General features: G+C 68.2%; 25 protein-coding genes and 3 tRNA genes. 19 read left to right on the top strand and 9 right to left on the bottom strand.

The features are described 5' to 3' along the window. Window positions 1-22 precede the first annotated feature (22 nt). Window positions 23-190 carry a 50S ribosomal protein L33 gene (gene rpmG, locus Q0581_RS03640; protein WP_181543575.1) on the bottom strand — a complete coding sequence of 56 codons (168 nt, stop codon included), beginning with the start codon at window positions 188-190 and terminating at the stop codon, window positions 23-25. A 127-nt stretch (window positions 191-317) separates the two neighbouring features. Between rpmG and Q0581_RS03635 the strand changes: the two genes are divergently transcribed. After that, window positions 318-863: a hypothetical protein gene (locus Q0581_RS03635; protein ID WP_298697673.1), complete on the top strand. Its 546-nt coding sequence runs from the start codon at window positions 318-320 to the stop codon at window positions 861-863. A gap of 93 nt (window positions 864-956) precedes the next feature. Here the strand turns inward: Q0581_RS03635 and Q0581_RS03630 are convergent. Continuing rightward, window positions 957-1,031, bottom strand: a tRNA-Asn gene (locus Q0581_RS03630). A 67-nt stretch (window positions 1,032-1,098) separates the two neighbouring features. Here Q0581_RS03630 and Q0581_RS03625 point away from each other — a divergent pair. Then, on the top strand, window positions 1,099-1,908 hold the full coding sequence (locus Q0581_RS03625; RefSeq protein WP_298697671.1) for an RNA methyltransferase: 810 nt from the start codon (window positions 1,099-1,101) through the stop codon (window positions 1,906-1,908). Between the two features lie 255 nt (window positions 1,909-2,163). Here Q0581_RS03625 and Q0581_RS03620 read toward each other — a convergent pair. Continuing rightward, window positions 2,164-2,237 (bottom strand) — tRNA-Cys (locus tag Q0581_RS03620). A 126-nt stretch (window positions 2,238-2,363) separates the two neighbouring features. Here Q0581_RS03620 and Q0581_RS03615 point away from each other — a divergent pair. The 5 genes from Q0581_RS03615 to Q0581_RS03595 all read left to right on the top strand — a co-directional run bounded on the left by Q0581_RS03615 (window position 2,364) and on the right by Q0581_RS03595 (window position 8,981). Further along, window positions 2,364-2,996 (top strand): protein-L-isoaspartate O-methyltransferase, encoded by a 633-nt coding sequence (locus Q0581_RS03615; RefSeq protein ID WP_298697669.1) that lies wholly within the window; start codon window positions 2,364-2,366, stop codon window positions 2,994-2,996. 152 nt (window positions 2,997-3,148) lie between these two features. Further along, complete coding sequence (locus Q0581_RS03610; protein WP_298697667.1) at window positions 3,149-4,681, top strand: TolC family outer membrane protein; 1,533 nt, start codon at window positions 3,149-3,151, stop codon at window positions 4,679-4,681. A gap of 125 nt (window positions 4,682-4,806) precedes the next feature. Further along, window positions 4,807-5,448 carry a DUF2497 domain-containing protein gene (locus tag Q0581_RS03605; RefSeq protein WP_298697666.1) on the top strand — a complete coding sequence of 214 codons (642 nt, stop codon included), beginning with the start codon at window positions 4,807-4,809 and terminating at the stop codon, window positions 5,446-5,448. A gap of 87 nt (window positions 5,449-5,535) precedes the next feature. Continuing rightward, complete coding sequence (locus Q0581_RS03600) at window positions 5,536-8,253, top strand: valine--tRNA ligase (RefSeq protein WP_298697664.1); 2,718 nt, start codon at window positions 5,536-5,538, stop codon at window positions 8,251-8,253. Beyond that, window positions 8,250-8,981 (top strand): TlyA family RNA methyltransferase, encoded by a 732-nt coding sequence (locus Q0581_RS03595; RefSeq protein WP_298697662.1) that lies wholly within the window; start codon window positions 8,250-8,252, stop codon window positions 8,979-8,981. The genes Q0581_RS03600 and Q0581_RS03595 overlap by 4 nt, the downstream gene beginning before the upstream one ends. A 262-nt stretch (window positions 8,982-9,243) precedes the next feature. Here Q0581_RS03595 and Q0581_RS03590 read toward each other — a convergent pair whose 3' ends face one another. Beyond that, window positions 9,244-9,840: a glycine zipper 2TM domain-containing protein gene (locus Q0581_RS03590; RefSeq protein ID WP_298697660.1), complete on the bottom strand. Its 597-nt coding sequence runs from the start codon at window positions 9,838-9,840 to the stop codon at window positions 9,244-9,246. A 155-nt stretch (window positions 9,841-9,995) separates the two neighbouring features. Between Q0581_RS03590 and Q0581_RS03585 the strand changes: the two genes are divergently transcribed. After that, window positions 9,996-11,240 carry a class I SAM-dependent RNA methyltransferase gene (locus Q0581_RS03585; RefSeq protein ID WP_298697657.1) on the top strand — a complete coding sequence of 415 codons (1,245 nt, stop codon included), beginning with the start codon at window positions 9,996-9,998 and terminating at the stop codon, window positions 11,238-11,240. Window positions 11,241-11,244: 4 nt separating this feature from the next. On the opposite strand, the gene Q0581_RS03580 is transcribed toward Q0581_RS03585, so the two are convergent. Next, window positions 11,245-12,651 (bottom strand): FAD-binding oxidoreductase, encoded by a 1,407-nt coding sequence (locus tag Q0581_RS03580; RefSeq protein ID WP_298697655.1) that lies wholly within the window; start codon window positions 12,649-12,651, stop codon window positions 11,245-11,247. A 44-nt stretch (window positions 12,652-12,695) separates the two neighbouring features. On the opposite strand from Q0581_RS03580, the gene Q0581_RS03575 reads away from it, so the two are divergent. From Q0581_RS03575 to Q0581_RS03565, 3 genes are read left to right on the top strand one after another with little or no spacing between them, the layout of a single operon-like run. Further along, window positions 12,696-13,145, top strand: a complete 450-nt coding sequence (locus Q0581_RS03575) for an NUDIX hydrolase (protein WP_298697654.1) — start codon at window positions 12,696-12,698, stop codon at window positions 13,143-13,145. A gap of 27 nt (window positions 13,146-13,172) precedes the next feature. Then, a complete protein-coding gene (locus tag Q0581_RS03570; protein WP_298697653.1) occupies window positions 13,173-14,207 on the top strand; it encodes an SPFH domain-containing protein in 1,035 nt (344 codons plus the stop codon). A 6-nt stretch (window positions 14,208-14,213) separates the two neighbouring features. Then, window positions 14,214-14,672: an NfeD family protein gene (locus Q0581_RS03565; RefSeq protein WP_298697652.1), complete on the top strand. Its 459-nt coding sequence runs from the start codon at window positions 14,214-14,216 to the stop codon at window positions 14,670-14,672. On the opposite strand, the gene rnhA is transcribed toward Q0581_RS03565, so the two are convergent. Continuing rightward, complete coding sequence (gene rnhA / locus Q0581_RS03560) at window positions 14,669-15,112, bottom strand: ribonuclease HI (RefSeq protein WP_298697651.1); 444 nt, start codon at window positions 15,110-15,112, stop codon at window positions 14,669-14,671. The genes Q0581_RS03565 and rnhA overlap by 4 nt on opposite strands. A 100-nt stretch (window positions 15,113-15,212) precedes the next feature. Here rnhA and Q0581_RS03555 point away from each other — a divergent pair, with 100 nt between their 5' ends. From Q0581_RS03555 to Q0581_RS03540, 4 genes are all read left to right on the top strand, one after another. Then, a complete protein-coding gene (locus Q0581_RS03555; protein ID WP_298697650.1) occupies window positions 15,213-15,431 on the top strand; it encodes a twin-arginine translocase TatA/TatE family subunit in 219 nt (72 codons plus the stop codon). Window positions 15,432-15,460: 29 nt separating this feature from the next. Beyond that, the gene (gene tatB, locus Q0581_RS03550) at window positions 15,461-16,006 is read left to right on the top strand and encodes a Sec-independent protein translocase protein TatB (RefSeq protein ID WP_298697649.1); all 546 of its coding nucleotides are present in this window, start codon (window positions 15,461-15,463) and stop codon (window positions 16,004-16,006) included. Further along, window positions 16,003-16,893 (top strand): twin-arginine translocase subunit TatC, encoded by an 891-nt coding sequence (tatC, locus tag Q0581_RS03545; protein ID WP_298697647.1) that lies wholly within the window; start codon window positions 16,003-16,005, stop codon window positions 16,891-16,893. The genes tatB and tatC overlap by 4 nt, the downstream gene beginning before the upstream one ends. A 90-nt stretch (window positions 16,894-16,983) precedes the next feature. Continuing rightward, a complete protein-coding gene (locus Q0581_RS03540) occupies window positions 16,984-17,280 on the top strand; it encodes a hypothetical protein (RefSeq protein WP_298697646.1) in 297 nt (98 codons plus the stop codon). A gap of 68 nt (window positions 17,281-17,348) precedes the next feature. Here the strand turns inward: Q0581_RS03540 and glnA are convergent, their stop codons facing one another. Both glnA and Q0581_RS03530 read right to left on the bottom strand, forming a co-directional pair. After that, the gene (glnA, locus tag Q0581_RS03535; RefSeq protein ID WP_298697644.1) at window positions 17,349-18,755 is read right to left on the bottom strand and encodes a type I glutamate--ammonia ligase; all 1,407 of its coding nucleotides are present in this window, start codon (window positions 18,753-18,755) and stop codon (window positions 17,349-17,351) included. Between the two features lie 74 nt (window positions 18,756-18,829). Beyond that, window positions 18,830-19,168: a P-II family nitrogen regulator gene (locus Q0581_RS03530; RefSeq protein ID WP_298697643.1), complete on the bottom strand. Its 339-nt coding sequence runs from the start codon at window positions 19,166-19,168 to the stop codon at window positions 18,830-18,832. 118 nt (window positions 19,169-19,286) lie between these two features. On the opposite strand from Q0581_RS03530, the gene Q0581_RS03525 reads away from it, so the two are divergent. Both Q0581_RS03525 and Q0581_RS03520 read left to right on the top strand, forming a co-directional pair. Next, window positions 19,287-20,108 carry an NAD(P)H-hydrate dehydratase gene (locus Q0581_RS03525; protein WP_298697641.1) on the top strand — a complete coding sequence of 274 codons (822 nt, stop codon included), beginning with the start codon at window positions 19,287-19,289 and terminating at the stop codon, window positions 20,106-20,108. 49 nt (window positions 20,109-20,157) lie between these two features. Next, window positions 20,158-20,240 (top strand) — tRNA-Leu (locus Q0581_RS03520). Window positions 20,241-20,246: 6 nt separating this feature from the next. Here Q0581_RS03520 and Q0581_RS03515 read toward each other — a convergent pair. Next, complete coding sequence (locus Q0581_RS03515) at window positions 20,247-20,945, bottom strand: MBL fold metallo-hydrolase (protein WP_298697639.1); 699 nt, start codon at window positions 20,943-20,945, stop codon at window positions 20,247-20,249. Between the two features lie 158 nt (window positions 20,946-21,103). Here Q0581_RS03515 and tig point away from each other — a divergent pair, with 158 nt between their 5' ends. Both tig and Q0581_RS03505 read left to right on the top strand, forming a co-directional pair. Then, on the top strand, window positions 21,104-22,447 hold the full coding sequence (gene tig / locus Q0581_RS03510) for a trigger factor (RefSeq protein ID WP_298697637.1): 1,344 nt from the start codon (window positions 21,104-21,106) through the stop codon (window positions 22,445-22,447). 235 nt (window positions 22,448-22,682) lie between these two features. Next, a complete protein-coding gene (locus Q0581_RS03505) occupies window positions 22,683-23,633 on the top strand; it encodes a hypothetical protein (RefSeq protein WP_298697636.1) in 951 nt (316 codons plus the stop codon). The last annotated feature ends 42 nt before the right edge of the window (window positions 23,634-23,675 follow it).

The raw sequence follows: 23,675 nt of genomic DNA, 5'->3' as shown, positions 1-23,675 counted from the left end.
CAATCCGCAAGGGGTGAAACCCTTACTTGATCTTGCCTTCCTTGAACTCGACGTGCTTGCGCGCGACCGGGTCGTACTTCTTGACGACCATCTTTTCGGTCATGGTGCGGGCGTTCTTCTTGGTGACGTAGAAGAAGCCGGTGTCGGCCGTGGAGTTCAGGCGGATCTTGATGGAAGCCGGTTTGGCCATCGGACAATTACCTTTGCGACGGCGAAAGCCGCTAAATGAGAGGCGCGGAACATACTCAGGACGCCTGCGAAGTCAACCGCGCCACGCGCCGCATGTCCACGGCGGCGACAAGACATAAGGTGACACCATGAGCATCATTGCCCTTTCGGCCGTTCTGGCCTTCGCCGCGCCCGCCGCCGACACGCCGCAGGACGCCTTTTTCAACAATCTGACGGCCCTGTGCGGCCAGCGGTTTCAGGGGCGGGTGACCACCGATGACGCCGCCGATGCCGATTTCCGCAGCCAGCGGCTGACCATGCATGTGCGCGACTGTTCGCCGACCGAGATTCGCATCCCGTTCCGCGTCGGCGACGACCGCACCCGCACCTGGGTCATCACTCGCACCGAGACGGGCCTGCGGCTGAAGCACGACCACCGCGACCCGGAAGACGGCCACACCCACACCCTGCATTGGTACGGCGGCGACACCGCGTCGGCGGGCACGGCCGAACGTCAGGAATTCCCGGTCGATGACGAATCCATCGCCCTGTTCAACGCCAACAACGCCCAGGTCTCGACCACCAATGTCTGGGCCGTCGAAGTGCATCCGGGCCAGAGCTATGTCTACGAACTGAGCCGCGCCAACCGCCTGCTGCGCGTCGAGTTCGACACGACCCAGCCGCTGACGGACTGATCGACGCCGGATTGTCGGGGGATCAGGATTGTCAGGGGATCAGGATTGTATGGGGACCAAGCCGCCGCCTTCGCCCGAAAGGGCGGGGGCGAGTGGCTCCGCGGGTAGGATTCGAACCTACGACCAGCCGATTAACAGTCGGCTGCTCTACCACTGAGCTACCGCGGAACGTGCTCGGGAGGCGGGCCTATAGCAGCGGGTTCGCGCGTCGTGCAATGGGTAATGCACCTGAAAAATGACGCACCAGACCATCATCGATCCCGACGACCCGCGCGTGGCGGCCTTCCGCCAGGTGCAGGAGCGCGACCTGACCGGCCGCCACGGCCGTTTCATCGCCGAGGGCAAGGTGGTGGTGCGGGTGCTGGCCTCGCCGGCCTCCCTGTGCGGGGTCGAGGCGCTGCTGCTGGCGGAAAACCGGGTGGCGGCCATGGCCGACGTCATCGCAGGCCTGCCGGGCGACGCCACGGCCTATGTGGCGGCTCAGCCGGTGCTGGACGCCATCGCCGGCTTTCACCTGCATCGCGGCGTGCTGGCCCTGGGGCGAAAGCCTGCGCCCCTGGCGCCCGCGACCTTGCTGGCTGCGGCGCCAGAGACCTGTGTGGTCGTGTGCGCGGTCGGGGTGGGCAATCACGACAATATGGGCGGCCTGTTCCGCAACGCGGCGGCGTTCGGGGCGCATGGCGTGCTGCTGGACAGCGGCTGTTGCGATCCCTTCTATCGCAAGGCGATCCGCGTTTCGGCCGGGGCGGTGCTGCGGACGCCCGCCGCGACCGCGTCCTCCGCCGAGGCGATGCTGGATGCGCTTGAGGCCGCGGGGTTCCAGGCCCTGGCCCTGACGCCGGGCGCGGTGCAGCCTCTGGCGGCGGTGCGGGGCAGGGGGCGCCAGGCGCTGATCCTGGGCGCCGAGGGGCCGGGCCTGCCCGAAACGATCCTGAAGCGGTGCCGACCGGTGGCCATACCGATGGCGGGCGGGTTCGATTCGCTGAACGTGGCGGCGGCTTCGGCAGTGGCCCTTTATCAGATCACGCAGGCGTCAACGCGTTAACGCTTTATACACCTTGTCGTTTTGCCGGAATGTGGCAACTTGGCGCCCACGGGTTGGGAAGTCGGCGTCATGGGCATTCTGTATTTCATCCACCGCAATGCGCGGATCGTGATCGTGGCGGCCATCGTGGGGGCGGCGCTGGGCGCGGCCGGGGCCATCGGCTGGATCACCGCACCGGTCTGAATTGACTGCAGGAACAGGGGTTTGGTCGCCGCCTGCGCGGTGGTTTTCGCGCGCCCTGTCTGAAAATCGCGATGGAGGCCTGACCGGGAATCGAACCCGGGTGCAAGGATTTGCAGTCCTCTGCGTCACCACTCCGCCATCAGGCCATGCGCCCCGAAACCGGGGCCGCGCCATCGCGAGGGGCGTTCGCTATCAGATCGGATTGTCCGCTGCAACGCAGAGACCTATAAGCACGCGCAATTCCCGTTCCGCCGCCAACAGAAGGCTTCCCGATGGATTTCGCCGCCGCGCGCAAGGTCATGGTGGACTCGCAGGTCCGCGTGAACGACGTCACCGATCGCGCCCTTCAGGCCGCGCTGATGGCCGCCCCGCGTGAGCGGCTGGTCCCGGCCGAGCGGGCCTTCATGGCCTATGCCGAGACGACGCCCGAAATCGCCGCCGGCCGCTTCCTGATGCCGGCGCGCGACATCGCCAAGCTGTTGCAGGCCGCCGATCCCCGCGCGGACGAGCGGGCGCTGTGCCTGGCCGCGCCCTATGCGGCGCTGGTGCTGGCCCGCATGGGTCTGACCGTAACGGCCCAGGAGGCCGAGGCGGCGGTGTTCGACGTGGCTGGCGCGGCCCTGGCCGACGACGGCGTGCAGACTTCGGTCGGCGCTCTGACGGCGCCTGTGGGCGAAGGTTGGGATCTGATCGTCAGCGAGGCGGCGGTTCCGGTGCGGCCCGACGCCTGGCTGGCGGCCCTGCGCGAAGGCGGCCGCCTGGCGGTGGTCGAGCGGACCGGCCCGGTCGGCAAGGCGGTGCTTTATGTGAAGGGTCGCGACGGCGCGGCCTCGCGCAAGGTTCTGTTCGATTCCACGCCGCCGATTCTGGCGGAACTGACGCCTGAGCCTACATTCGCCCTGTAGTTAGCCCTGTAGTCTGCCGGCCGCGACGGAAACGGCGCGCCGGCGCGTGAAGAAAACTTAACTGGCGTTGGCGCACATCCATCGTCACGAAACACCGAACGAACCCGTAATTTTTGACGCATCCTCCCCCGGGCGTCAGGCAGGAACAGATGATGTTGAAACGTTCGCGTGCGCTCGCCTCGGTCGCCATGGCCGCCGTGCTGGCCGGCGTGGCGGGCCCGGTGCTGGCGGAAGACCTGCGGGACGCCCTGGCCCTGGCCTATCAGACCAACCCGACCCTGCTGGCCCAGCGCGCCAACCAGCGCGCCCTGGACGAGACGGTGGTTCAGGCCCGCGCGGGTCTTCGCCCGACGCTGAGCGCCAACGCCGGTGTCGATTACACCCAGACCCGCACCCCGCGCGTCACCACCTCGACCGGCATGGACCTGGACGGCGACGGCGTCATCGACACCGTCACCACCGGCGGCTCGAATGAAAGCGACGAGGTCAGCGCCGGCCTGAGCCTGAGCCAGACCCTGTATTCCGCCGGCCGCGTCGGCCACGGCATCACGGCGGCCGAAGCCAACATCCTGGGCGGCCGCGAGAATCTGCGCGACATCGAGCAGCAGGTCCTGGCCACCGTGATCCAGGCCTATGCCGACGTGCTGCGCGACATCGAGATCCTGCGCATCCGCCAGGCGAACCAGACCGTCCTGCGCCGCCAGCTGGACGAATCCAACGCCCGGTTCGAGGTGGGCGAGATCACCCGCACCGACGTGGCCCAGTCCGAGGCCCGTTTGGCCCAGACCGAGGCCGATCTGGCCAACGCCCAGGCCCAGCTGTCGGTGTCGCGCGCCGCCTACGCCGCCGTGGTGGGTCAGTCGCCGGGCACGCTGGAGGCCCTGCCGACCCTGCCGGGCCTGCCGTCCGGCTTTGAGCAGGCGATGGATGTCGCGCTGCTGGACAACCCCGGCCTGCGCGCCGCCGGTTACGCCCTGCAGTCGGCCGAGGCCCGCGTGGCCCAGGCCCGCGCCGAATATCTGCCGTCGGCGCGCCTGACGGCATCCTATGGCGGCACGGGCACGCTGGATGATCCCGATCTGGCCGACCGCACCGCCTTCCGCGCCGGCGCCTCGGTGTCGATCCCGCTGTTCACCGGCGGCCTGAACCGTTCGCGTGTGGCCCAGGCCCTGGAACAGGCCAACGCCGCCCAGATCGGCGTCGAGGGCGAACGCCGCAGCGTGCTGCAGGCCGTCAGCTCGGCCTATGCCCAGGTGGTGTCGGCTCGCTCGACCCTGTCGGCGGGCCAGGAGGCGGTGCGCGCCGCCTCGGTCGCGGCCGAGGGCGTGCGCCAGGAGGCCCAGGTCGGCCTGCGCACCACTCTGGACGTGCTGAACCAGGAGCTGGAGCTGCGCAACGCCGAGGTCACCCTGGCCATCGCCCGGCGCAACGAATATGTGGCCCAGGCCCAGCTGCTGGCCGCCATGGGCCGGCTGGAAGGCCCGGATCTGGTGCCGGTCGACGCCTATGATCCGGCCGCCAACTACAACCGCGTGCGCAATCGCGGCGCCCTGCCTTGGGACGGCCTGCTGGAAGCCATCGACCGCACCGCCGCCCCGCCGGTGGTTCCGGCCGCAGACGCGCCCGACGCGCCGATCGACGCCCAGCTGAAGAGCGACGTCATCCGCACCGCGCCCGGCGCCTGATCGGCGTTTTAACCAAACAGGCGAAAAAGCCCCGTTGATTCCGGCGGGCGTAGATGCGACGACTTTCCGCGACCGGGGCGCATCGTAAACGCGCGTCCCTACGGCTTTGTCCTCAGGGTTAAGACATGACCGATCAGACCGCCCAGGAACCGACGATGGAGGAAATCCTGGCGTCGATCCGCCGGATCATCTCGGAAGACGAGGCCCCGGCCGAAACGGCCGCCGCCGCCCCTGCGCCCGAGCCGGAAATCGCGGCTGAACCGGAACCCGCGCCTGCGTATGCGCCCGAGCCTGAGTCTGAGCCGATCACCCCGGCCTTCGCCGAGGCGCCGGCCGAAGAGGCCATCGCGGCCGAAGACGACGTGCTGGAACTGACCGACCGCTATGAGGCGCCCGAGGCCGAAAGCATCGGCGATCTGGATGTCGCGGCGCCCGAGCCGGAACCCTTCCCCGAAGCCCCGGCCGCCGTCGAACCGGCCTATGAGGCCGAGCCGGAACCCGCCTATGCGGCGCCTGCGCCTTCGAGCGAGATCCTGGTCGGCGACGCGGCCGCCGGCAGCGCGGCCTCGGCCTTCGCCGGCCTGGCCGCCAGCCTGCGCCAGCCGGAACCGGCGCCCTTCAGCGGCGCCGCCGGTCCGACCATCGACGAACTGGCGCGCCAGCTGCTGCGCCCGATGCTGAAGGACTGGCTGGACGCCAATCTGCCGGCCATCGTCGAGGCCCAGGTACGCAAGGAAGTGGAACGCATCGCCCGCAACGCCGGCTGACCTTCACCTGCGACCTGATCTCCACTAGATCACCACAGGGCGGCTCCGGCGGGGCCGCCCTTTCTCGTTTCTGCAAAGACCCTCCCGATGCTCGACAAGACCTTCGATCCGAAATCCGCTGAACCGCGCCTGTATCAGATGTGGGAGAGCAGCGGCCTGTTCGCGCCGCGCACCGAGGGGGCGGCCGGCGCCTATTCCATCGTCATCCCGCCGCCGAACGTGACCGGGTCGCTGCACATCGGCCATGCGCTGAACAACACCCTGCAGGACATCCTGATCCGCTATCACCGCATGCGCGGCAAGGCGGCCTTGTGGCTGCCGGGCACCGATCATGCGGGCATCGCCACCCAGATGGTGGTCGAACGTCAGCTGGCCGCCGCCGGTACCGCCAGCCGCCGCGACATGGGCCGCGAAGCCTTCCTGGACACCGTCTGGAAATGGAAGGCCGAAAGCGGCGGCGCCATCGTGCGCCAGCTGCGCCGCCTGGGCGCGTCGTGCGACTGGAGCCGCGAACGGTTCACCCTGGACGAGGGCCTGTCGGCCGCGGTGCGCAAGGTCTTCGTGCAGCTGCACCAGCAGGGGCTGATCTATCGCGACAAGCGGCTGGTAAACTGGGATCCGCATTTCCAGACCGCCATCAGCGACCTGGAGGTCGAGCAGAAGGAGGTCGACGGCGCCTATTGGCATTTCGCCTATCCGCTGGCCGATGGCGTGACCTACGAACACCCGGTCGCCTTCGACGACGACGGCAAGGCGACCGAATGGGAGACGCGCGACTATATCGTCGTCGCCACCACCCGGCCCGAGACCATGCTGGGCGACACCGGCGTGGCGGTGCACCCGGACGATGAGCGCTATGCCGGTCTGGTCGGCAAGTTCGTGACCTTGCCCATCGTGGGGCGTCGCATCCCTATCGTCGCCGATGATTATGCCGATCCGACCAAGGGGTCTGGCGCGGTGAAGATCACGCCGGCGCACGACTTCAACGACTTCGGCGTGGGCAAGCGGGCCGGGCTGGCCGCCCTGAACATCATGGACGCCTTTGGCCGCATCACCGCCGCCGACACGCCCGATGTGCCCGCCGACTATGAAGGTATGGACCGCTTCGCCGCGCGCAAGGCCATCGTCGCCCGGGCCGAGGAACAAGGCTGGCTGAAGCAGATCGAGAAGACCCGCCACATGGTCCCGCACGGCGACCGTTCGGGCGTGGTCATCGAGCCGTGGCTGACGGACCAGTGGTATGTCGACGCCAAGACCCTGGCCCAGCCCGCGCTGAAGGCGGTGGAGCAGGGCGACACCGTGTTCGAGCCTCGCAGCTACGAGAAGGTCTATTTCGAGTGGCTGCGCAATATCGAGCCGTGGTGCATCTCGCGCCAGCTGTGGTGGGGCCATCGCATCCCGGCCTGGTACGGGCCGGATGGCCAGATCTTCGTGGCCGAGACGGAGGAAGAGGCGCGCGCCCAGGCGGGCGATCTGCCCCTGACCCAGGACGAGGACGTTCTGGACACCTGGTTCAGCTCGGCCCTGTGGCCCTTCTCGACCATGGGCTGGCCCGACAAGACCGAGGATCTGGAGCGGTTCTATCCGACCAGTGATCTGGTCACCGGCTATGACATCATCTTCTTCTGGGTGGCCCGGATGATGATGATGGGGCTGCATTTCACCGGTCAGGCGCCGTTCAAGCGCGTGATCATCAACGGTCTGGTCCGCGACGAGAAGGGCCAGAAGATGTCGAAGTCCAAGGGCAACGTCATCGACCCGCTGGAGATCATCGACGACCTGGGCGCCGACCCCTTGCGCTTCACCATGGCCATTCTGTCGGGCACGCGCGACATCAAGCTGTCGCGCCAACGCATTGAAGGCTATCGCAACTTCGGCACCAAGCTGTGGAACGCCGCCCGCTTCGCCCAGATGAACGAGGCGCGCCGCGCCGAAGGCTTCGACCCGGCGGGCGTGGACCAGACGATCAACCGCTGGGTCCGCGGCGAACTGACCAAGGCCGAGCGGGCGGTGTCGGCGGCGCTGGAGGCCGGCCGGTTCGATGAGGCGGCGTCCAGCCTCTACCGCTTCGTCTGGAACGTCTTCTGCGACTGGTATCTGGAACTGGCTAAGCCGGTGTTCGGCGGGGCGGATGAGGCGGCCAAGGCCGAGACGCGGGCCATGACCGCCTGGGTTCTGGACCAGACGCTGAAGCTGATGCACCCGGTCATGCCCTTCATCACTGAAGAGCTGTGGGACCAACTGGCGGATCAGGGCGCGGCGCGGGCCGAGCCCATGCTGCTGGGCGCCCGCTGGCCCGAACTGCCGGACGGCTTTGTCGATGCGGCGGCGGAGGCTGAGATCGGCTGGCTGGTCGATCTGGTCACGGAAATCCGTCAGTTGCGGGCGGAAATGAATGTGCCGCCTTCGGCCAAGCCGCCGCTGGCCTTCGTGTCGCCCGACGCCATCACGCGCGAGCGGATGGACCGGCATCGCGGCCTGATCCTGACCCTGGCGCGGGTGTCGTCGGTCGAGGCGGCCGATGCGGCCCCGGCGGGCGCGGTGACCTTCGTCACCGGCGGCGCGACGGCGGCCCTGTCGCTGGCCGACATCATCGACCTGTCGGCCGAACGCATGCGCTTGGCCAAGGAGATCGCCGCCTTCGACAGCGATATCGCCCATGTCGACAAGAAGCTGGGCAACCCGAACTTTGTCGCCCGCGCCGCCGCCGAGGTGGTCGAGGAGCAGCGTCAGAAGAAGGCCGAGGCCGAGGCGGGCAAGGCGCGCCTTCAGGCCGCCCTGGATCGGCTGGGCCAGATCGGATGAGCCGCGTCCGCGCCGACCAGCTGCTGGTCGCGCGCGGCCTGTTCGACACCCGCGCCCGCGCCCGAGCCGCCATCGAGGCGGGGCGGGTGACCGCCGATGGCCGCACCGTGGCCAAGCCGTCGGAACAGCTGGCCGAGGATGTGGTGATCGAGGCCCAGGCCGCGCACCGATTCGTCGGGCGTGGGGCGCTGAAACTGGATCACGCCCTGGACCTGTGGCCTGTGGCTGTCGAGGGGCGGGCGGCCATCGATGTCGGCGCCTCGACCGGCGGCTTTACCGAAGTGCTGCTGGAGCGCGGCGCGGCGCGGGTCTTCGCCGTGGATGTGGGGCAGGGGCAGTTGCATCCCCGCATCGCCGCCGATCCGCGCGTGGTGAACTTGGAAAAGACCGACGCGCGCGACCTGTCGCCGATGCTGATCGCCGATCCGGTCGATCTGATCGTCTGCGACGCCAGCTTCATCGGCCTGGCCAAGGTGTTGCCCGCCGCCCTGGCGCTGGCCCGGCCGGGCGCGGACCTGGTCACCCTGGTGAAGCCCCAGTTCGAGATGGAGCGTCGCCAGGACGTCGGGCGCGGCGGCGTGGTCCGCGACGCCGATGCGCGCCAGGCGGCGCTGGACCGCGTGGCCGCCTGGCTGGAGGGGGCGGGCTGGACCGTGCGCGAAACCGCCGACAGCCCCATCAGCGGCGGCGACGGCAATCAGGAATATCTGCTCTGGGCCGCCCGATAGTGGACGCAGGACATGTCCTCCGCTCATCCCCGCGAAAGCGGGGACCCAGTCCTGTCATCAAGACGCCGGTGTTTCTGGATTGACGATGGCGGATCACAGGCAGCGCTGCATCGCCCAAAGATCTGGGTCCCCGCTTTCGCGGGGATGAGCGGGAATCTGGGAAAAGGCTGCCGGTACTTAAACGGCCCCAAAAAGGAAAACCGCCGGCGGATGTCTCCGCCGGCGGCTCCGTCACGTCGTCAATTGCCAGGGGGGCTGGATGTTAATCGACGACGCGATAGCGGCCCGAACTGTCGCGGCAACTGCGGACGTGGCGCGTCTCGTAGCGGCCGTCGGGAAGACGGATGCGGCTTTCGGCCAGACGGCAGTCGCCGCCCCGGTCGTATCCGCCGCGATAACCGTCGTCATAGCCGCGACGGTCGTCGTAGCGGTCATCGTAACGGTCGTCATAACGCGGCTGGCTGTAGCCGTTGTCGTAGCGGTAATCGCGGTCGTTATAGCCCTGCTGGCCATAGTAGCCTTGCTGGGCGTAGCAGTTCTCGCTGGACGCGCGGCCGATCTGCGAGCCGATCACGGCGCCCAGGACCCCGCCCAGAACGCTACCCTCGGTGCGGCGACCGCGCGCGGCGACCTGCGAGCCCAGAACGGCGCCGGCGGTGGCGCCGATGACGCCGCCCGCACCGCTGCGGCCGTCGCGATAGCAGGGATCCTGGGCCGGGGCGCGGCGATAGTCGTACGACTGGCCGTAGCCATAGCCCTGGCCGGAATAGTAGCCCGACTGGGCCGAGGCGGCGCCCGGGGCGACGATGGCGGCCATCAGGATGGCGGCGGCGGCGATCTTGGTCTTGGCGCCGATCATTTCGGGCTCTCCGTGAAAGGTCGTGTCGGGCGCTGAACGGTTCGGAACCGCTTGCGTTGCGTAGAGAGATAAGACGGCCAAGCTGAACGGACTTTGAGCGCACCGTTCATCTTCGTTCATGTTCCGCCCCGCCGTTTGGCAGGGTAGAAGCGGGCATGACCGAAACCCTGACCATTTCCCACATCGGCGGCCAGGGCGACGGCGTGGCCCGCACCGATCGCGGACCGGTCTATGCGCCGCTGACCCTGCCGGGCGAGACGGTGCAGGCCACGGTCAGGGACGGCCGGGCCGAGGACGTGCGAATCCTGACGCCCAGCGCCGACCGGATCGCGCCGGTGTCGCCGCAATATGGCGACTGCGGCGGTTGCTCGCTGCAGCACTGGGCCGCCGCGCCCTATCTGGACTGGAAGCGCGACCAGGTGCGCCTGGCCCTGGCGCGCGAGGGAATCGAGACCGAAATCGAGCCAACGGTGGCCACGCCGCCGGGGTCGCGGCGCCGCCTGGCCCTGCACGCCCGGCGCGGGCCGGACGGGCGGGCGATCCTAGGGTTCAAGGCGCGGCGGTCGTGGCGGCTGGTTCCGATCTCGGCCTGTCCGGTGGCCGACCCGCGCCTCGTGGCGGCGATTCCCGCGCTGAAGGCCGTGGCCGAGGCGGTGCTGGAGCATCCCAAATCCGCCCCGAGCCTGCATGTCACCTGGACGCTGGACGGGCTGGATGTCGATGTCACGGGGGTGGAGCGGCGCAGCGGCGGCCTGTCGCGCGACGCCCAGATGCGGGCCATCGGGGCGGCGGCCGACGCCGACCTGGCGCGTCTCAGCCTGGCGGGCGAAACCCTGGTGATGGCGCGCCAGCCGCGCGTGGCCTTTGGCCCGGCGGTCGTGCCCCTGCCGGCGGGCGGCTTCCTGCAGGCCGTCCCCCAGGCCGAGGCGGCGATGGTGGATCGCGCGGTGGCGGCGGTTCAGGGCGCCAAACGGATCGCCGACCTGTTCTGTGGGGCTGGAACCTTCACCTTCCCGCTGGCGACGGTGGCGCCTGTGCTGGCGGCCGATGCGTCCGAGGCGGGGATCCGGGCGCTGAAGGCGGGCGTCGCCTCGGCCTCGGGCCTGAAGCCGATCACGGCCCAGGCGCGCGACCTGTTTCGCCGCCCGTTCAGCCCGGTGGACCTGAAGGGTTGCGACGCCGTGGTGTTCGACCCGCCGCGCGCCGGCGCCGCCGAACAGTCGGCCCAGATCGCCCAGTCGGGCGCGGCGGTCGTGGTGGGGGTGTCGTGCAATCCGACCACCTTCGCCCGCGATGCGCGCATTCTGATCGATGCGGGCTTCGGGCTGGAGCGGGTGACGCCGGTGGACCAGTTCCTGTGGTCCGGCCATGTCGAACTGGTCGGCGTTTTCCGGCGCTAACGGTTCAAAACAGCACGCCGGGGTTCATGATGCGCTGGGGGTCCAGCGCCTGACGCACGGCGCGCATCATCTGGATTTCGACCTCGGACTTGTAGCGGCGCGCCTCGTCGGTCTTCAGCCGGCCCAGGCCGTGTTCGGCGCTGATCGATCCGTCGAAGCGGGCGACAATGTCGTGCACGATGCGCGAGCCCTCTTCCCAGCGGGCGATGAAGGCGGCGGCGTCTTCGCCCTCGGGCCGCAGCACGTCGTAATGCAGATTGCCGTCGCCGACATGGCCGAAGACGCTGATGCGGACGCCGGGATGAAACCGCTGCAGGGCGGCGTCGGCGTCGTCCAGGAAGTCGGCGATGCGTGAGACGGGCACCGAGACGTCGTGCTTCCAGCCGCCGCCTTCGGGCTTCAGCGCGGCGGACTGTTCTTCGCGCAGTTTCCACATCGCCGCGCGCTGGGCGTCGCTCTGGGCCAGGGCGGCGTCCGTGATCAGGCCGTCGTCGAAGGCTGTGGCCAGCAACCGCTCCAGCGCCGCCGACGCCCCGCCGGCTTCGGCCGAGGCCGCCTCGATCAAGACGGTCCAGGGCGGGGTGGTGGCCAGCGGCTCGCGCGTGTCGGGGATGTGTTTCAGGGCCAGTTCCAGCCCCAGCCGCTTCATCAGTTCGAACGCCTCGACCCCGCCGCCTGTCTCGGCCTTGGCGCGGGCCAGCAGTTCGATGGCGTCGCGGGGGCTGGCCAGGCCGACCATGGCGGTGGCCCGGTCGCGCAGGATGGGAAACAGTTTCAGCGTCGCCGCCGTCACCACCCCCAGCGTCCCCTCGGCCCCGATCAACAGTTGCTTCAGGTCATAGCCGGTGTTGTCTTTCCTGAGGCGTTTCAGGCCGTTGAAGACCTGGCCGTCGGGCATGACCGCCTCTATCCCCAGCACCAGATCGCGCATCATGCCATAGCGCAGCACCGCCACGCCCCCGGCATTGGTCGACAGGACCCCGCCGATGGTGGCGCTGCCTTCGGCCGCCAGGCTGAGGGGGAAGAACCGGCCCGCATCGGCCGCAGCCTGTTGGGCTTCCAGCAGGGTGAGGCCGGCCTCCACCGTCATGGCGTCGTCCAGGGGGGTGACATCGCGCACGGCCCGCATCTTCTTCAGCGACAGCAGCGCCTCGCCATAGGGAATCTGGCCGCCGACCAGACCGGTGCCGCCGCCCTGGGGCGTGATCGCCACGCCGTGTTCGGCGCAGATCGACACGGCGCGCGCGACCTGTTCGGTGGATCGGGGCGTCAGCATCAGCGGCGTATGACCCGTCCAGCGGCCGCGCCATTCCGTCAGCGACGGCGCGATCAGGGCCGGATCGTCGGTCCAGCCGCCCTCGCCAAGCGCGGCCTTCAGCGCGTCCAGCGCGGCGGGTGAGGGCGGGGTCATGCGGTCTTGTCCCAGATGGCGGGGTTGAAGACTATGCTGTCGCCATGGATTCGTCGCCCCAACCGGTCCCTTGCGTCGGCGTGGTCTGCCTGAAGGGCGACCAGGTGCTGCTGATCCGCCGGGGCAAGCCGCCGCGTATGGGCGAATGGAGCCTGCCCGGCGGCCGCATCGAACCGGGCGAACGGGCGGTGGATGCGGCCCTGCGTGAACTGCGCGAGGAGACGGGGGTGGAGGCCGAAATCCTGGGCCTGGTCGATGTGATCGACGGCCTGTTTCCCGAACACGGCCGCCACTATGTGCTGATCGACTATGTGGCGCGGTGGGTCGCGGGCGACCCCGTGGCTGGAGATGATGCGATGGAGGCGGCCTTCATGCCGGTGAAGACGGCGCTGGCCTGGGTCGACTGGGACGAAACGCGGCGGGTGATCCGGGCGGCCGCGGAATCCGCATCTGCGGCGCCGGATTCGGTGGCGTCGGCCCCGGCGGACCGTTAGGCTTGGCCAAGCTTTAGGAGGACCCCCATGGGCATATTCGGCATAGCGATCCTGATCCTGGCGATCGTGCTGTTGTTCAGCGTGGTCAAGATCGTGCCTCAGGGGCGCGAGTTCACGGTCGAACGGTTCGGCAAATACACCAAGACCCTGACGCCGGGCATCCATCTGCTGACGCCATTCGTCGAGAAAATCGGCCGTCGCATGAATATGATGGAACAGGTTCTTGATGTGCCTCAGCAGGAGGTGATCACCCGCGACAACGCGGTGGTCAAGGTTGACGGCATCGTCTTCATTCAGGTGATGAATGCGGCGGCGGCGGCCTATCGCGTCGACGATCTGCAATACGCCATCGCCCAGCTGTGCATGACCAATCTGCGCACCGTGGTCGGCTCGATGGAGCTGGACGAGGTGCTGAGCCAGCGCGACAGCATCAACACCCGCCTGCTTCAGGTGATCGATGCGGCGACCGAACCGTGGGGCGTCAAGGCCAACCGGATCGAGATCAAGGATCTGACGCCGCCCGCCGACATCACCAACGCCATGGCCCGCCAGATGAAGGCCGAGCGCGAGCGTCGCGCCGTGGTCACCGAGGCGGACGGCGAGAAACAGGCCGCGATCACCCGCGCCGAGGGCGCCAAACAGGCCGCCATCCTGGAATCCGAAGGCCGCAAGGAAGCCGCCTTCCGCGACGCCGAAGCCCGCGAACGCGAGGCCGAGGCCGAGGCCAAGGCCACCGCCATGGTGTCCGAAGCCATCGCGCGCGGCGACGTCAACGCCATCAACTATTTCGTGGCCCAGAAATACGTCGAGGCCTTCTCGGCCCTGGCCACCAGCCCGCAGCAGAAGACGGTTATCGTGCCGGCCGAGATGGGCGCCCTGGTCGGCTCCATCGCCGGCATCGGCGAACTGGTCGGACTGGCGCGGGACGGCGGTCGCCAGCCGTCCGCCCCGCCGCGCCCGCCGCAGGCCCAGCCGCCCGCGCGGCCCATCAGCACGGCCTCGGCCCCGCCGGCCCAGCCGCGTCCGCCCCGCCGGCCGACCGGCGTGCCCCCGACGGAGTGATAGGCGATGGATTTCGTCTCTGAGCTTTATACCGCCCAGCCGTTCTGGATCTGGCTGGCGATCGGGGTGATCCTGCTGGCGGTCGAGGCGGCCTTTTCGACCGAATGGCTGTTGTGGCCCGCCGTTTCGGCCGGGGTGGTCGCGGTTCTGACGGCCTTGGGCCTGCGGATCGGCCTGCCGCTGGAGATCGTGGTCTTCTCGCTGCTGACCGTGGCCTCGACCCTATTGTCGCGGCGGCTGGTGAAACGGGTCAATCCCGGCGACGCCCCCGACATCAACGCCCGCGACAGCCGCCTGATCGGCCAGCGCGCGCGGGTGGTCGAAGCCTTCATCGACGGGCGGGGCCGGGTGTTCGTCTCGGGCGCCGAATGGCCGGCCGAGATCGTCGGCGCCGCGCCGCCGGTGGGCGAAAGCGTGATCGTGGACGGTCTGACCGGATCGGGCCTGAAAGTCCGCCTGGCCTAACGCCCCAGCACCTGATCCACGCCGCGATTGGCCAGGGCGTCGGCGCGTTCGTTCAGTTCGTGCCCGGCGTGGCCCTTGACCCAGCGCCAGGTGACGTCGTGGCGGGCGCGGGCGGCGTCCAGCCGCTTCCACAGGTCGTCATTCTTGACCGGCTTGTTGTCCGCCGTCTTCCAGCCGCGTCGCTTCCAGTTGTGGATCCACTCGGTCACGCCCTGCATGACGTATTTGCTGTCGGTATGCAGATCGACGCGGCAGGGGCGGGTCAGGGCCTCCAGCGCCATGATGGCGGCCATCAGCTCCATGCGGTTGTTGGTGGTCAGCGCCTCTCCGCCCCACAGCTCCTTCTCGTGACCCGCGCCGGTCTGCAGGATGGCGCCCCAGCCGCCGGGGCCGGGATTGCCCTTGCACGCGCCGTCGGTGTGGATGATGACGTGACTCATGGGCGCGTCCCTACAAGCTTGCTTGGCGCGCCGCCATCACTGCGCCTATATGCAGGCCGAAGATTGATTTGGGCGCAGCGCCCGACCGAGGAGTTTCATCGTGGGCACCCTGAGCATCTGGCACTGGCTGATCGTCATCGTCCTGGCGATGCTGCTGTTCGGCGGACGCGGCAAGCTGTCCGGCCTGATGGGCGACGCGGCCAAGGGCATCAAGGCCTTCCGCGAAGGTCTGAAGGGCGAGGACGAGACCAAGGGGCCGACCGACGGCACCTCCAGCCTGCCGCGCACCGACGCCGAAAAAGACGAACTGAAGCGCTGATCGGCGTCTGACGGGAAAGAGCCTGACGCATGGGCGGCCTTGGCCCCGGAATCGGCGGCTTTGAAATTCTAGTCATCGGGCTGATCGCCCTGATCGTGGTGGGTCCCAAAGACCTGCCCGTGCTGATGAAGCGCGTCGGTCAGTTCATGGCCAAGATGCGGGGCATGGCCAGCGAGTTCCGCGCCAGCTTCGACGAGATGGCGCGCCAGTCGGAACTGGACGATCTGCGCAAGGAAGTGGCGGCGCTGAAGGCGGGGCAGGGGATGTATCCCCTGGGCGCCGAGGCCGAGGCGGCCTTCAAGGACATCAACAAGGAACTGGGCCAGCCCCTGGTCACCGGCCGGTCCGAATGGCCCGACGCCGAGCCGGTGGTCCCGGCCCTGCCGACGCCGGCCGTCGATGCGCCGGTCGAACCGGTCGTGGCGCCCGCGCGCCCGGCCAAGCCGCGCCGCAAGGCTGCGTCCACGGCGGCGTCCAAGGCCAAGACGACCGCCGACAAGCCGGCTTCCAAGCCCAAACCCAAGCCTCGCACCGCCAAGCCCAAACCCGCGCCTAAATCCGAGCCGGGCGCATGAGCCGCACCGATCAGGACGAGGCCGAGATCGAGGCGTCGCGCGCGCCCCTGATGGAGCATCTGGTCGAACTGCGCGGCCGGCTGATCGTCTGCGTGGCGGCCTTCATCGTGGCCTTCATCGGCTGTTTCGCCTTCGCCGAGCCGATCTATGTCTTCCTGGTCAAGCCGTTCGCGGCGGCGGCGGCCCTGCACGGCGCGGCGGGCGGGGGGCATGCGGCGGTGTCGCCGGTCGATCTGATCCTGGGGTCCGCGGGGCTGCGCCCCCTGCCGGAAACGCCGGGCGAGACGGTCAATCTGATCTACACCGCACCCCTGGAGTTCCTGTTCACCAAGATGAAGCTGGCGGGCCTGGGCGCCGTGGTGCTGGCCTTCCCGGTGCTGGCGTACCAGCTGTACCGCTTCGTCGCGCCGGGGCTTTATCGCAATGAACGCGGGGCCTTCCTGCCGTTTCTGGTGGCGGCGCCGCTGCTGTTCCTGTTGGGGGCGGCGCTGGTCTATTACGTCATGCTGCCCTTCGTCATGTGGTTCTCGCTGAGCCAGGGGTTCAGCCAAGAAGGCGTCACGGCGGCCCTGCTGCCCAAGGTGTCGGACTATATGAACCTGGTCACGGCGCTGATCCTCGCGTTCGGATTCTGTTTCCAGCTGCCGGTGGTGATGACACTGTTGGGTATGGCGGGGCTGATCTCGTCCAAGGCCATGGCGGCGGGGCGTCGCTATGCGATCGTCGGGGTGGCGGTGGTCGCCGCTGTGGTCACCCCGCCCGATCCGATCAGCCAGATCATGCTGATCATCCCGCTGGTGGCGCTGTATGAAATCTCGATCTGGTGCGTGCGCGTGATCGAGATGCGCCGCCGCAAGGCCGATGCGGCCGACGAAGCCGCCGCCTGACGCGCTTTTTTCAGCGCCCGCTCACATTCCGCTCATGCCGCTCATCCCGCCGCCCGGCAGGGTTGTTCCCACACGCCAAGGGAGAGCGAGATGACGACTGCCGAAACCGCGCCGGGCCGCCACTGGACGGCGCTGCGAATTCTGGGCTGGGGCGCGGCGGCGGCCGTGCTTCTGGCCCCGCTGGTCGCCATGGCGTTCAGCGATCAGGTGGCATGGACCGGCCTGGACTTCGCCGTGATGGGCGCGATGCTGCTGGGCGCCGGCCTGGCGTGCGAGGCGGCCGTGCGGCTGCTGAAAAGCGACGGCGCGCGGTTCGCGGCCTGTGGCGCGGTGGGGGTGGCCTTCCTGCTGATCTGGGTCGAACTGGCGGTCGGCGTCTTCCACTGACGCGCAAAGGAAAGGGCCGGGAGCGCATCGCCCCCGGCCCTGACCGGATCCAGCCCCCTTAGCTGTGATCAGCAGCTGTAATACATGTCGAACTCGACCGGGTGCGGGTGCAGTTGCAGCCGCATCACCTCTTCCATCTTCAGCTCGATATAGCTGTCGATGAAGTCGTCATCCATGACGCCGCCCTTCTTCAGGAAGGCGCGGTCCTTGTCCAGATTCTCCAGCGCCTCACGCAGCGAGCCGCAGACCTCGGGGATCGAGCCGCGCTCTTCCGGCGGCAGGTCGTACAGGTTCTTGTCGGCCGCGGCGCCCGGATCGATGCGGTTCTCGATGCCGTCCAGGCCCGCCATCAGCAGGGCCGTGAAGGTCAGATAGGGATTGCCCATCGGATCCGGGAAGCGCGCCTCGATACGCTTGGCCTTGGGCGACGACACCCACGGAATACGGATCGATGCCGAGCGGTTGCGCGACGAATAGGCCAGCTTCACCGGCGCCTCATAGCCCGGCACCAGCCGCTTGTAGGAATTGGTCGTCGAGTTGGCGAAGGCGTTGATGGCCTTGGCGTGCTTGATGATGCCGCCGATGTACCACAGGCACATGTCCGACAGGCCGGCGTATTTGTCGCCCGCGAACAGCGGCTTGCCGTCGCGCCAGATCGACTGGTGCACATGCATGCCCGAGCCGTTGTCGGCGTACATGGGCTTGGCCATGAAGGTCGCCGACTTGCCGTAGGCGGCCGCGACGTTGTGGATCACGTATTTATACAGCTGCAGCCGGTCGGCCATGGTCAGCAGGTCGCTGAACTTCAGGCCCAGTTCGTGCTGGGCCGGGGCGACCTCGTGGTGGTGCTTTTCCGGGTCCATGCCCAGGTCGCGCATGACCGCCAGCATTTCGCCGCGCAGGTCCTGGCCCGAATCGACCGGATTGACCGGGAAATAGCCGCCCTTGGGCCCGGGGCGGTGGCCCATGTTGCCCTCGGCGTATTCGGCGCCGGTGTTGGCCGGCAACTCGATCGAATCGAAGGCGTAGCCGGTTTCATGCGCGGCGGTGGACCAGCGCACGTCGTCAAAGACGAAAAACTCGGCCTCAGGCCCGAAGAAGACCTGGTCGCCCACGCCCGACGACTGGACATAGGTCAGGGCCTTCTTGGCCATCGACCGGCTGTCGCGGTTGTACGGTTCGCCCGTATCGGGGTTCAGCACGTCGCAGAACAGGCACAGGGTCGTCTGCTGATAGAAGGGGTCGATATAGGCGGTCGCCAGGTCCGGCTTCAGCAGCATGTCGGACTCATTGATCGCCTTCCAGCCGGCGATGGACGAACCATCGAACATAGTGCCGTCTTCCAGCAGTTCTTCATCGACCATGCCGACGTCGAAGGTGACGTGCTGCATCCGGCCGCGCGTGTCGGTGAAGCGTAGGTCGACGTAGAGTACGTCCTTGTCCTTGATCTCTTTCAGGATCTTCGAGGCGCTCATTTCGGTGGTCCTTTGGGGTTCGGGGAGGGGCCAAAAGAAAACGACGCCCTGGGGCGCCGTGGTGGAGAAGGGGGTCAGACCGCCTGGGGGCCGGTCTCGCCGGTGCGGATGCGGATGACGTCTAGGATGTCGGAAACGAAGATCTTGCCGTCGCCGATCTTGCCGGTTCGGGCGGCGGCCTGGATGGCCTCGACCACCGGGGCGACCATGTCGTCTGACACCACCACCTCGATCTTGATCTTGGGCAGGAAGTCGATGACGTATTCGGCCCCGCGGTACAGCTCGGAATGGCCCTTCTGGCGGCCGTATCCCTTGGCTTCCAGCACGGTCATGCCCTGGACGCCCGCGTCCTGAAGGGCCTCTTTGACCTCGTCCAGCTTGAACGGCTTGATGACCGCTTCGATCTTTTTCATGACGACCCCAAGGACGGCTTGAACGCGCCGTTCGCTCGGGCGCTAAAGGGACATTGCATCGCACAATAAGGCAAGGGGGGAATCGCCCCCAATCGCCATCCGTGATCGGATAAGTCACATGACCGACATCAATCATCCCGACCTGTGGCGCGATCGCATCCCCTGGCCGGGCGCGGACAGCCACAAACATGCGCGCGGGCGCCTGGGCGTGGTGTCGGGCGACGCCTGCCATACGGGCGCGGCGCGGCTGGCGGCGCGGGCGGGCCTGCGGATCGGGGCGGGGCTGGTCAAAGTGTTCTGTCCGCCCGAAGCGGCGCCGGTGCTGGCGGTCGCGTTGGAGGCGGTGATGCTGTCGCCGTTCCGGGATGCGGCCGATCTGGCGCGCGTGGCCGAACCCATGGGCGCGGTGGTGATCGGCCCGGCGGCGGGGGTGACCGAGGCGACGCGGGACAATGTGCTGGCGCTGGCGACGCTGGAGGCGCGGTTGGTGCTGGACGCCGACGCCCTGACGGTGTTCGCGGATGCGCCGGACGCCCTGTTCGACCTGCTGGGACCGCAGGATGTGCTGACCCCGCATGAAGGGGAGTTTCAACGCCTGTTCCCCGACCTGCTGACGGCCGGGCGCGAGACGGCGGCGGCGGAAGCGGCGCAACGCGCGGGTTGTGTGGTCGTGCTGAAAGGGTCGCGCACCCTGATCGCGGCGCCCGACGGGCGGGTGCGGGTCAACGCCAACGGCTGCCCCTGGCTGGCCACGGCGGGGACGGGCGATGTGCTGGCCGGCCTGATCGGCGGCCTGATGGCCCAGGGCATCGACGCTTTCGAGGCGGCGTCCATGGCGGTGTGGATGCACGCCCATGCGGCGGGCCGGTTCGGGCCGGGCCTGATCGCCGAGGATCTGCCGGACCTGATCCCGGCTGTGTTGCGGGATCTGCAACCCTGACGCCGCGCCTTGCTCCGCGCCGCGCGTGGGCTATAGACGGCGCGCGCCTGCGGCTATGGCGAAATTGGTAGACGCACCAGATTTAGGTTCTGGCGGGAGACCGTGGGGGTTCGAGTCCCTCTAGCCGCACCACCGCCCTTACGAAGGCCCGCTGGCCGGGCGCGCGATGGGCGCCGCCTGCATGGCGCGATCCGATACGAAGGGGTTGTTGCGACGCTCGGCGCCGAAGGTCGAGGTCGGGCCGTGGCCGGGCACGAAGGTGATGTCGTCGCCATAGGGCCACAGCTTCTTCGTCACCGAATCCAGCAGGGCCTGATGGTCGCTGCGCGGAAAGTCGGTGCGGCCGATTGAACCGTTGAACAGCACGTCGCCGACCTGGGCGAACCGCGCGGCGCGGTTGATGAAGACCACATGGCCCGGCGTATGGCCGGGACAATGCACCACGTCCCAGGTGGTTTCGCCCAGGATCACGGTGTCGCCGTCGCCCAGCCAGCGCGTGGGGGTGAAGCTGCGGGCCTCGGGCAGGCCGTACATCTGGCCCTGCTGGGGGATGCCGTCGATCCAGAACTGGTCGTCCGGGTGCGGTCCCCAGATGTCGACGCCCGACTTCTCCTGCATCTCGGCGGCCCCGCCGGCGTGGTCCAGATGGCCGTGGGTGATCCAGATGCGGTCCAGCGTCAGGCCGCGCCGCGCGATCTCGGCCAGGACGGCGTCGACCGAGGCGCCGGGGTCGATCACCGCCGCCCGCTGGGTGGCCGTGCACCAGACGACGGTGCAGTTCTGCTGGAGCGGGGTGACGGGCGTGACGAAGACGCCGATGGGCGAAGCGGTGGACATGGCCGCCTAGATAGCGTCCGCGCGTTGACGTTTCAGCCCTCAATCGACATAAGGGCGGGCTTCGAGGCGCCGCCCCCGCAAAGGGCGGCCCTATTGCTTTATCCATCGCGCGCGCGTTCGCCCTGAAAACGCCGCCCCAGAGCGTCAGAATCCCGACCATGCAAGTCGTCGAAAAGTCTTCCGAAGGTCTGAGCCGCACCATCGCGGTCACCATCCCCGCCGCCGAGCTGAACGCGAAGCTGGACGCCCGGCTGAAGGAAGTGGCGCCGCAGATGAAGCTGAAGGGCTTCCGTCCTGGCAAGGTGCCGATGGCCCACGTCAAGAAGACCTTCGGCCGCGACCTGATGGGCGAAATCGTCAACGAGGCGCTGAACGAATCCAGCTCCAAGGCCCTGGACGAGATCAAGGTCCGCCCCGCCGCCCCGGCCGAGATGAAGCTGACCTCCGACATGGACAAGGTCATCACCGGCGACGAGGACCTGGTCTATGAAATGGACCTGGAAGTCATGCCCGACTTCACCCCGGTGGACCCCAAGTCGCTGAAGCTGGAGCGCCCGGTCTATGAGGCGACCGACGCCGACCTGGACGAGGCCCTGACGGAACTGGCCGGTCAGGCCAAGACCTATGAAGACAAGACCGGCAAGACGGTGAAGGCCGCCGAGGGCGACCAGCTGACCATCGACTTCGTCGGCAAGATCGACGGCGAGGCGTTCGAGGGCGGCGCCGCCACCGACGCCGACCTGGTGATCGGCTCGAACCGCTTCATCCCCGGCTTTGAAGAGCAGCTGACGGGCGTGAAGGTCGGCGAGGAAAAGACCATCGAAGTCACCTTCCCCGAAGCCTATCAGGCCGCGCACCTGGCCGGTAAGGCCGCGACCTTCGACGTGACCGTCAAGGCCATCAAGGCCGAGGCCGAGGCCGAGATCGACGACGACTTCGCCAAGCGCATCGGCATCGAGAGCCTGGACAAGCTGAAGGAGCTGCTGCGCTCGAACCTGAACCAGCAGTACGCCGGCGCCGCCCGCTTCAAGCAGAAGCGCGCCCTGCTGGACATCCTGGACGAGAAGCACGCCTTCGACCTGCCGCCGCGCATGGTCGACGCCGAGTTCGACGGCATCTGGCAGCAGGTCGAGGCCGACAAGGCCGCCGGCCGTCTGCCGGAAGAAGACGCCAAGAAGTCGGACAAGAAGCTGAAGGAAGAATACCGCAAGATCGCCGAGCGCCGCGTGCGCCTGGGTCTGGTGCTGGCCGAGATCGGCCGCGCCAACAACGTTGCGGTGTCCGACCAGGAACTGAACCAGGCCATCATGGCCGAAGCCCGCAACTATCCGGGGCAAGAACGCGCTGTGCTGGACTTCTATCGCCAGAACCCGAACGCCGCCGCCTCGATGCGCGCCCCCATCTATGAAGAGAAGGTCGTGGACCTGATCTTCGGCGCCGCCGAGGTCAAGGACGCCAAGATCACCAAGGAAGAGCTGCTGAAGGAAGACGACGAGGGCTGATCCCCGTCGTCAGCGTTAGCGGCCGCGCAACGGCGCGATCCGAAACAGAATGGCCCCCGTCGGATTCTCCGCACGGGGGCTTTTCACAGGTGAAAAGGCCGATGGTCGTGCCAGGTCCAAGGCCGCCGTGCCTTGATTCCGACGGAATCCCTTTCTCAAACGAAATACGGGTGTAAGCCGCCGCGGCCAGTATCGACGCGTACGGGTCGATTGACCGGATCGAAGGGGATTTTTCATGCTGACGGCCATCACCATGGCGGCGCTTCTGGCCAGCCAGACCGCCCCTGAGCCTGCGACCCAGGCCGCGCCCGCCCAGGCCCAGGATCCTGTGGCTGTCGATGACATCATGATCGATGGCCGGTCGCTGACGGATCGATCGCGTGAGTTCGTCAGTGAAATCGCCGCGCCCGCCAACAACCGCAACCTGGCCACCTGGCACGACGCGCTGTGCATCGGGGCGGTCAACATGGGAACCGTTCACGGCCAGGCCATGGTGGATCGCGTTTCGGACGTGGCGCGCGAACTGGGCCTGCGCCCCGGCGCGCCGGGTTGCGAGCCGAACGTGATCATCGTCATGAGCACCGACGCCCGCAGCATGGCGTCCGAACTGGTCGAGCGTCGCCTGCGCACCTTTCTGCCCAACTGGACCGGCGCGTCGCAGGGCCGGGCGGAACTGGACGCCTTCATTCAGACGGACCGGCCCGTCCGTTGGTGGCACATCAGCATTCCGGTGGACGCCGCGACCGGCGATCCGGCCGTCCGGCTTCCGGGCGACGACGGGCCGCGCGTCGTCAACAAACGCATGGGCGCCACCCGTCTGCGCAGCCCGCTGCGTGACGACATGCGCAAGGTCTTCGTCATCATCGACGTGGACGACGTGGCCAATGTCACCTTCGATCAACTGGCCGACTATGTCGCCTTCCTGGTCATGGCCCAGACCGATCCCGAGGCGGACACCAGCGGTTACGACACCATCCTGAACCTGTTCAGCGGCGCGCCGCAGCCCGGTCTGACCGAATGGGACCGCGCCTATCTTCAGGCCCTGTACCGCACGGACACCACCCAGAGCACGCCGAACCGGCACGGCAGCAATGTCGGCCGCGCCCTGGCGCGCGACATCGCCGGGCAGATCCGCCAGGACGAACGCAACACGCCCGCCGAACCCGCCGCCGCGCCGGATCAGTGATCGTCAGTCTCTGACAGTCCCGCTTCGTCTCCTGTCGGCGCA

It is taken from the genome of uncultured Brevundimonas sp. (genome assembly GCF_937863155.1).
Lineage (GTDB): Bacteria > Pseudomonadota > Alphaproteobacteria > Caulobacterales > Caulobacteraceae > Brevundimonas.
Note: the sequence above shows the minus strand (reverse complement) of the source record. Positions and strands in the feature narration are given on the sequence as shown.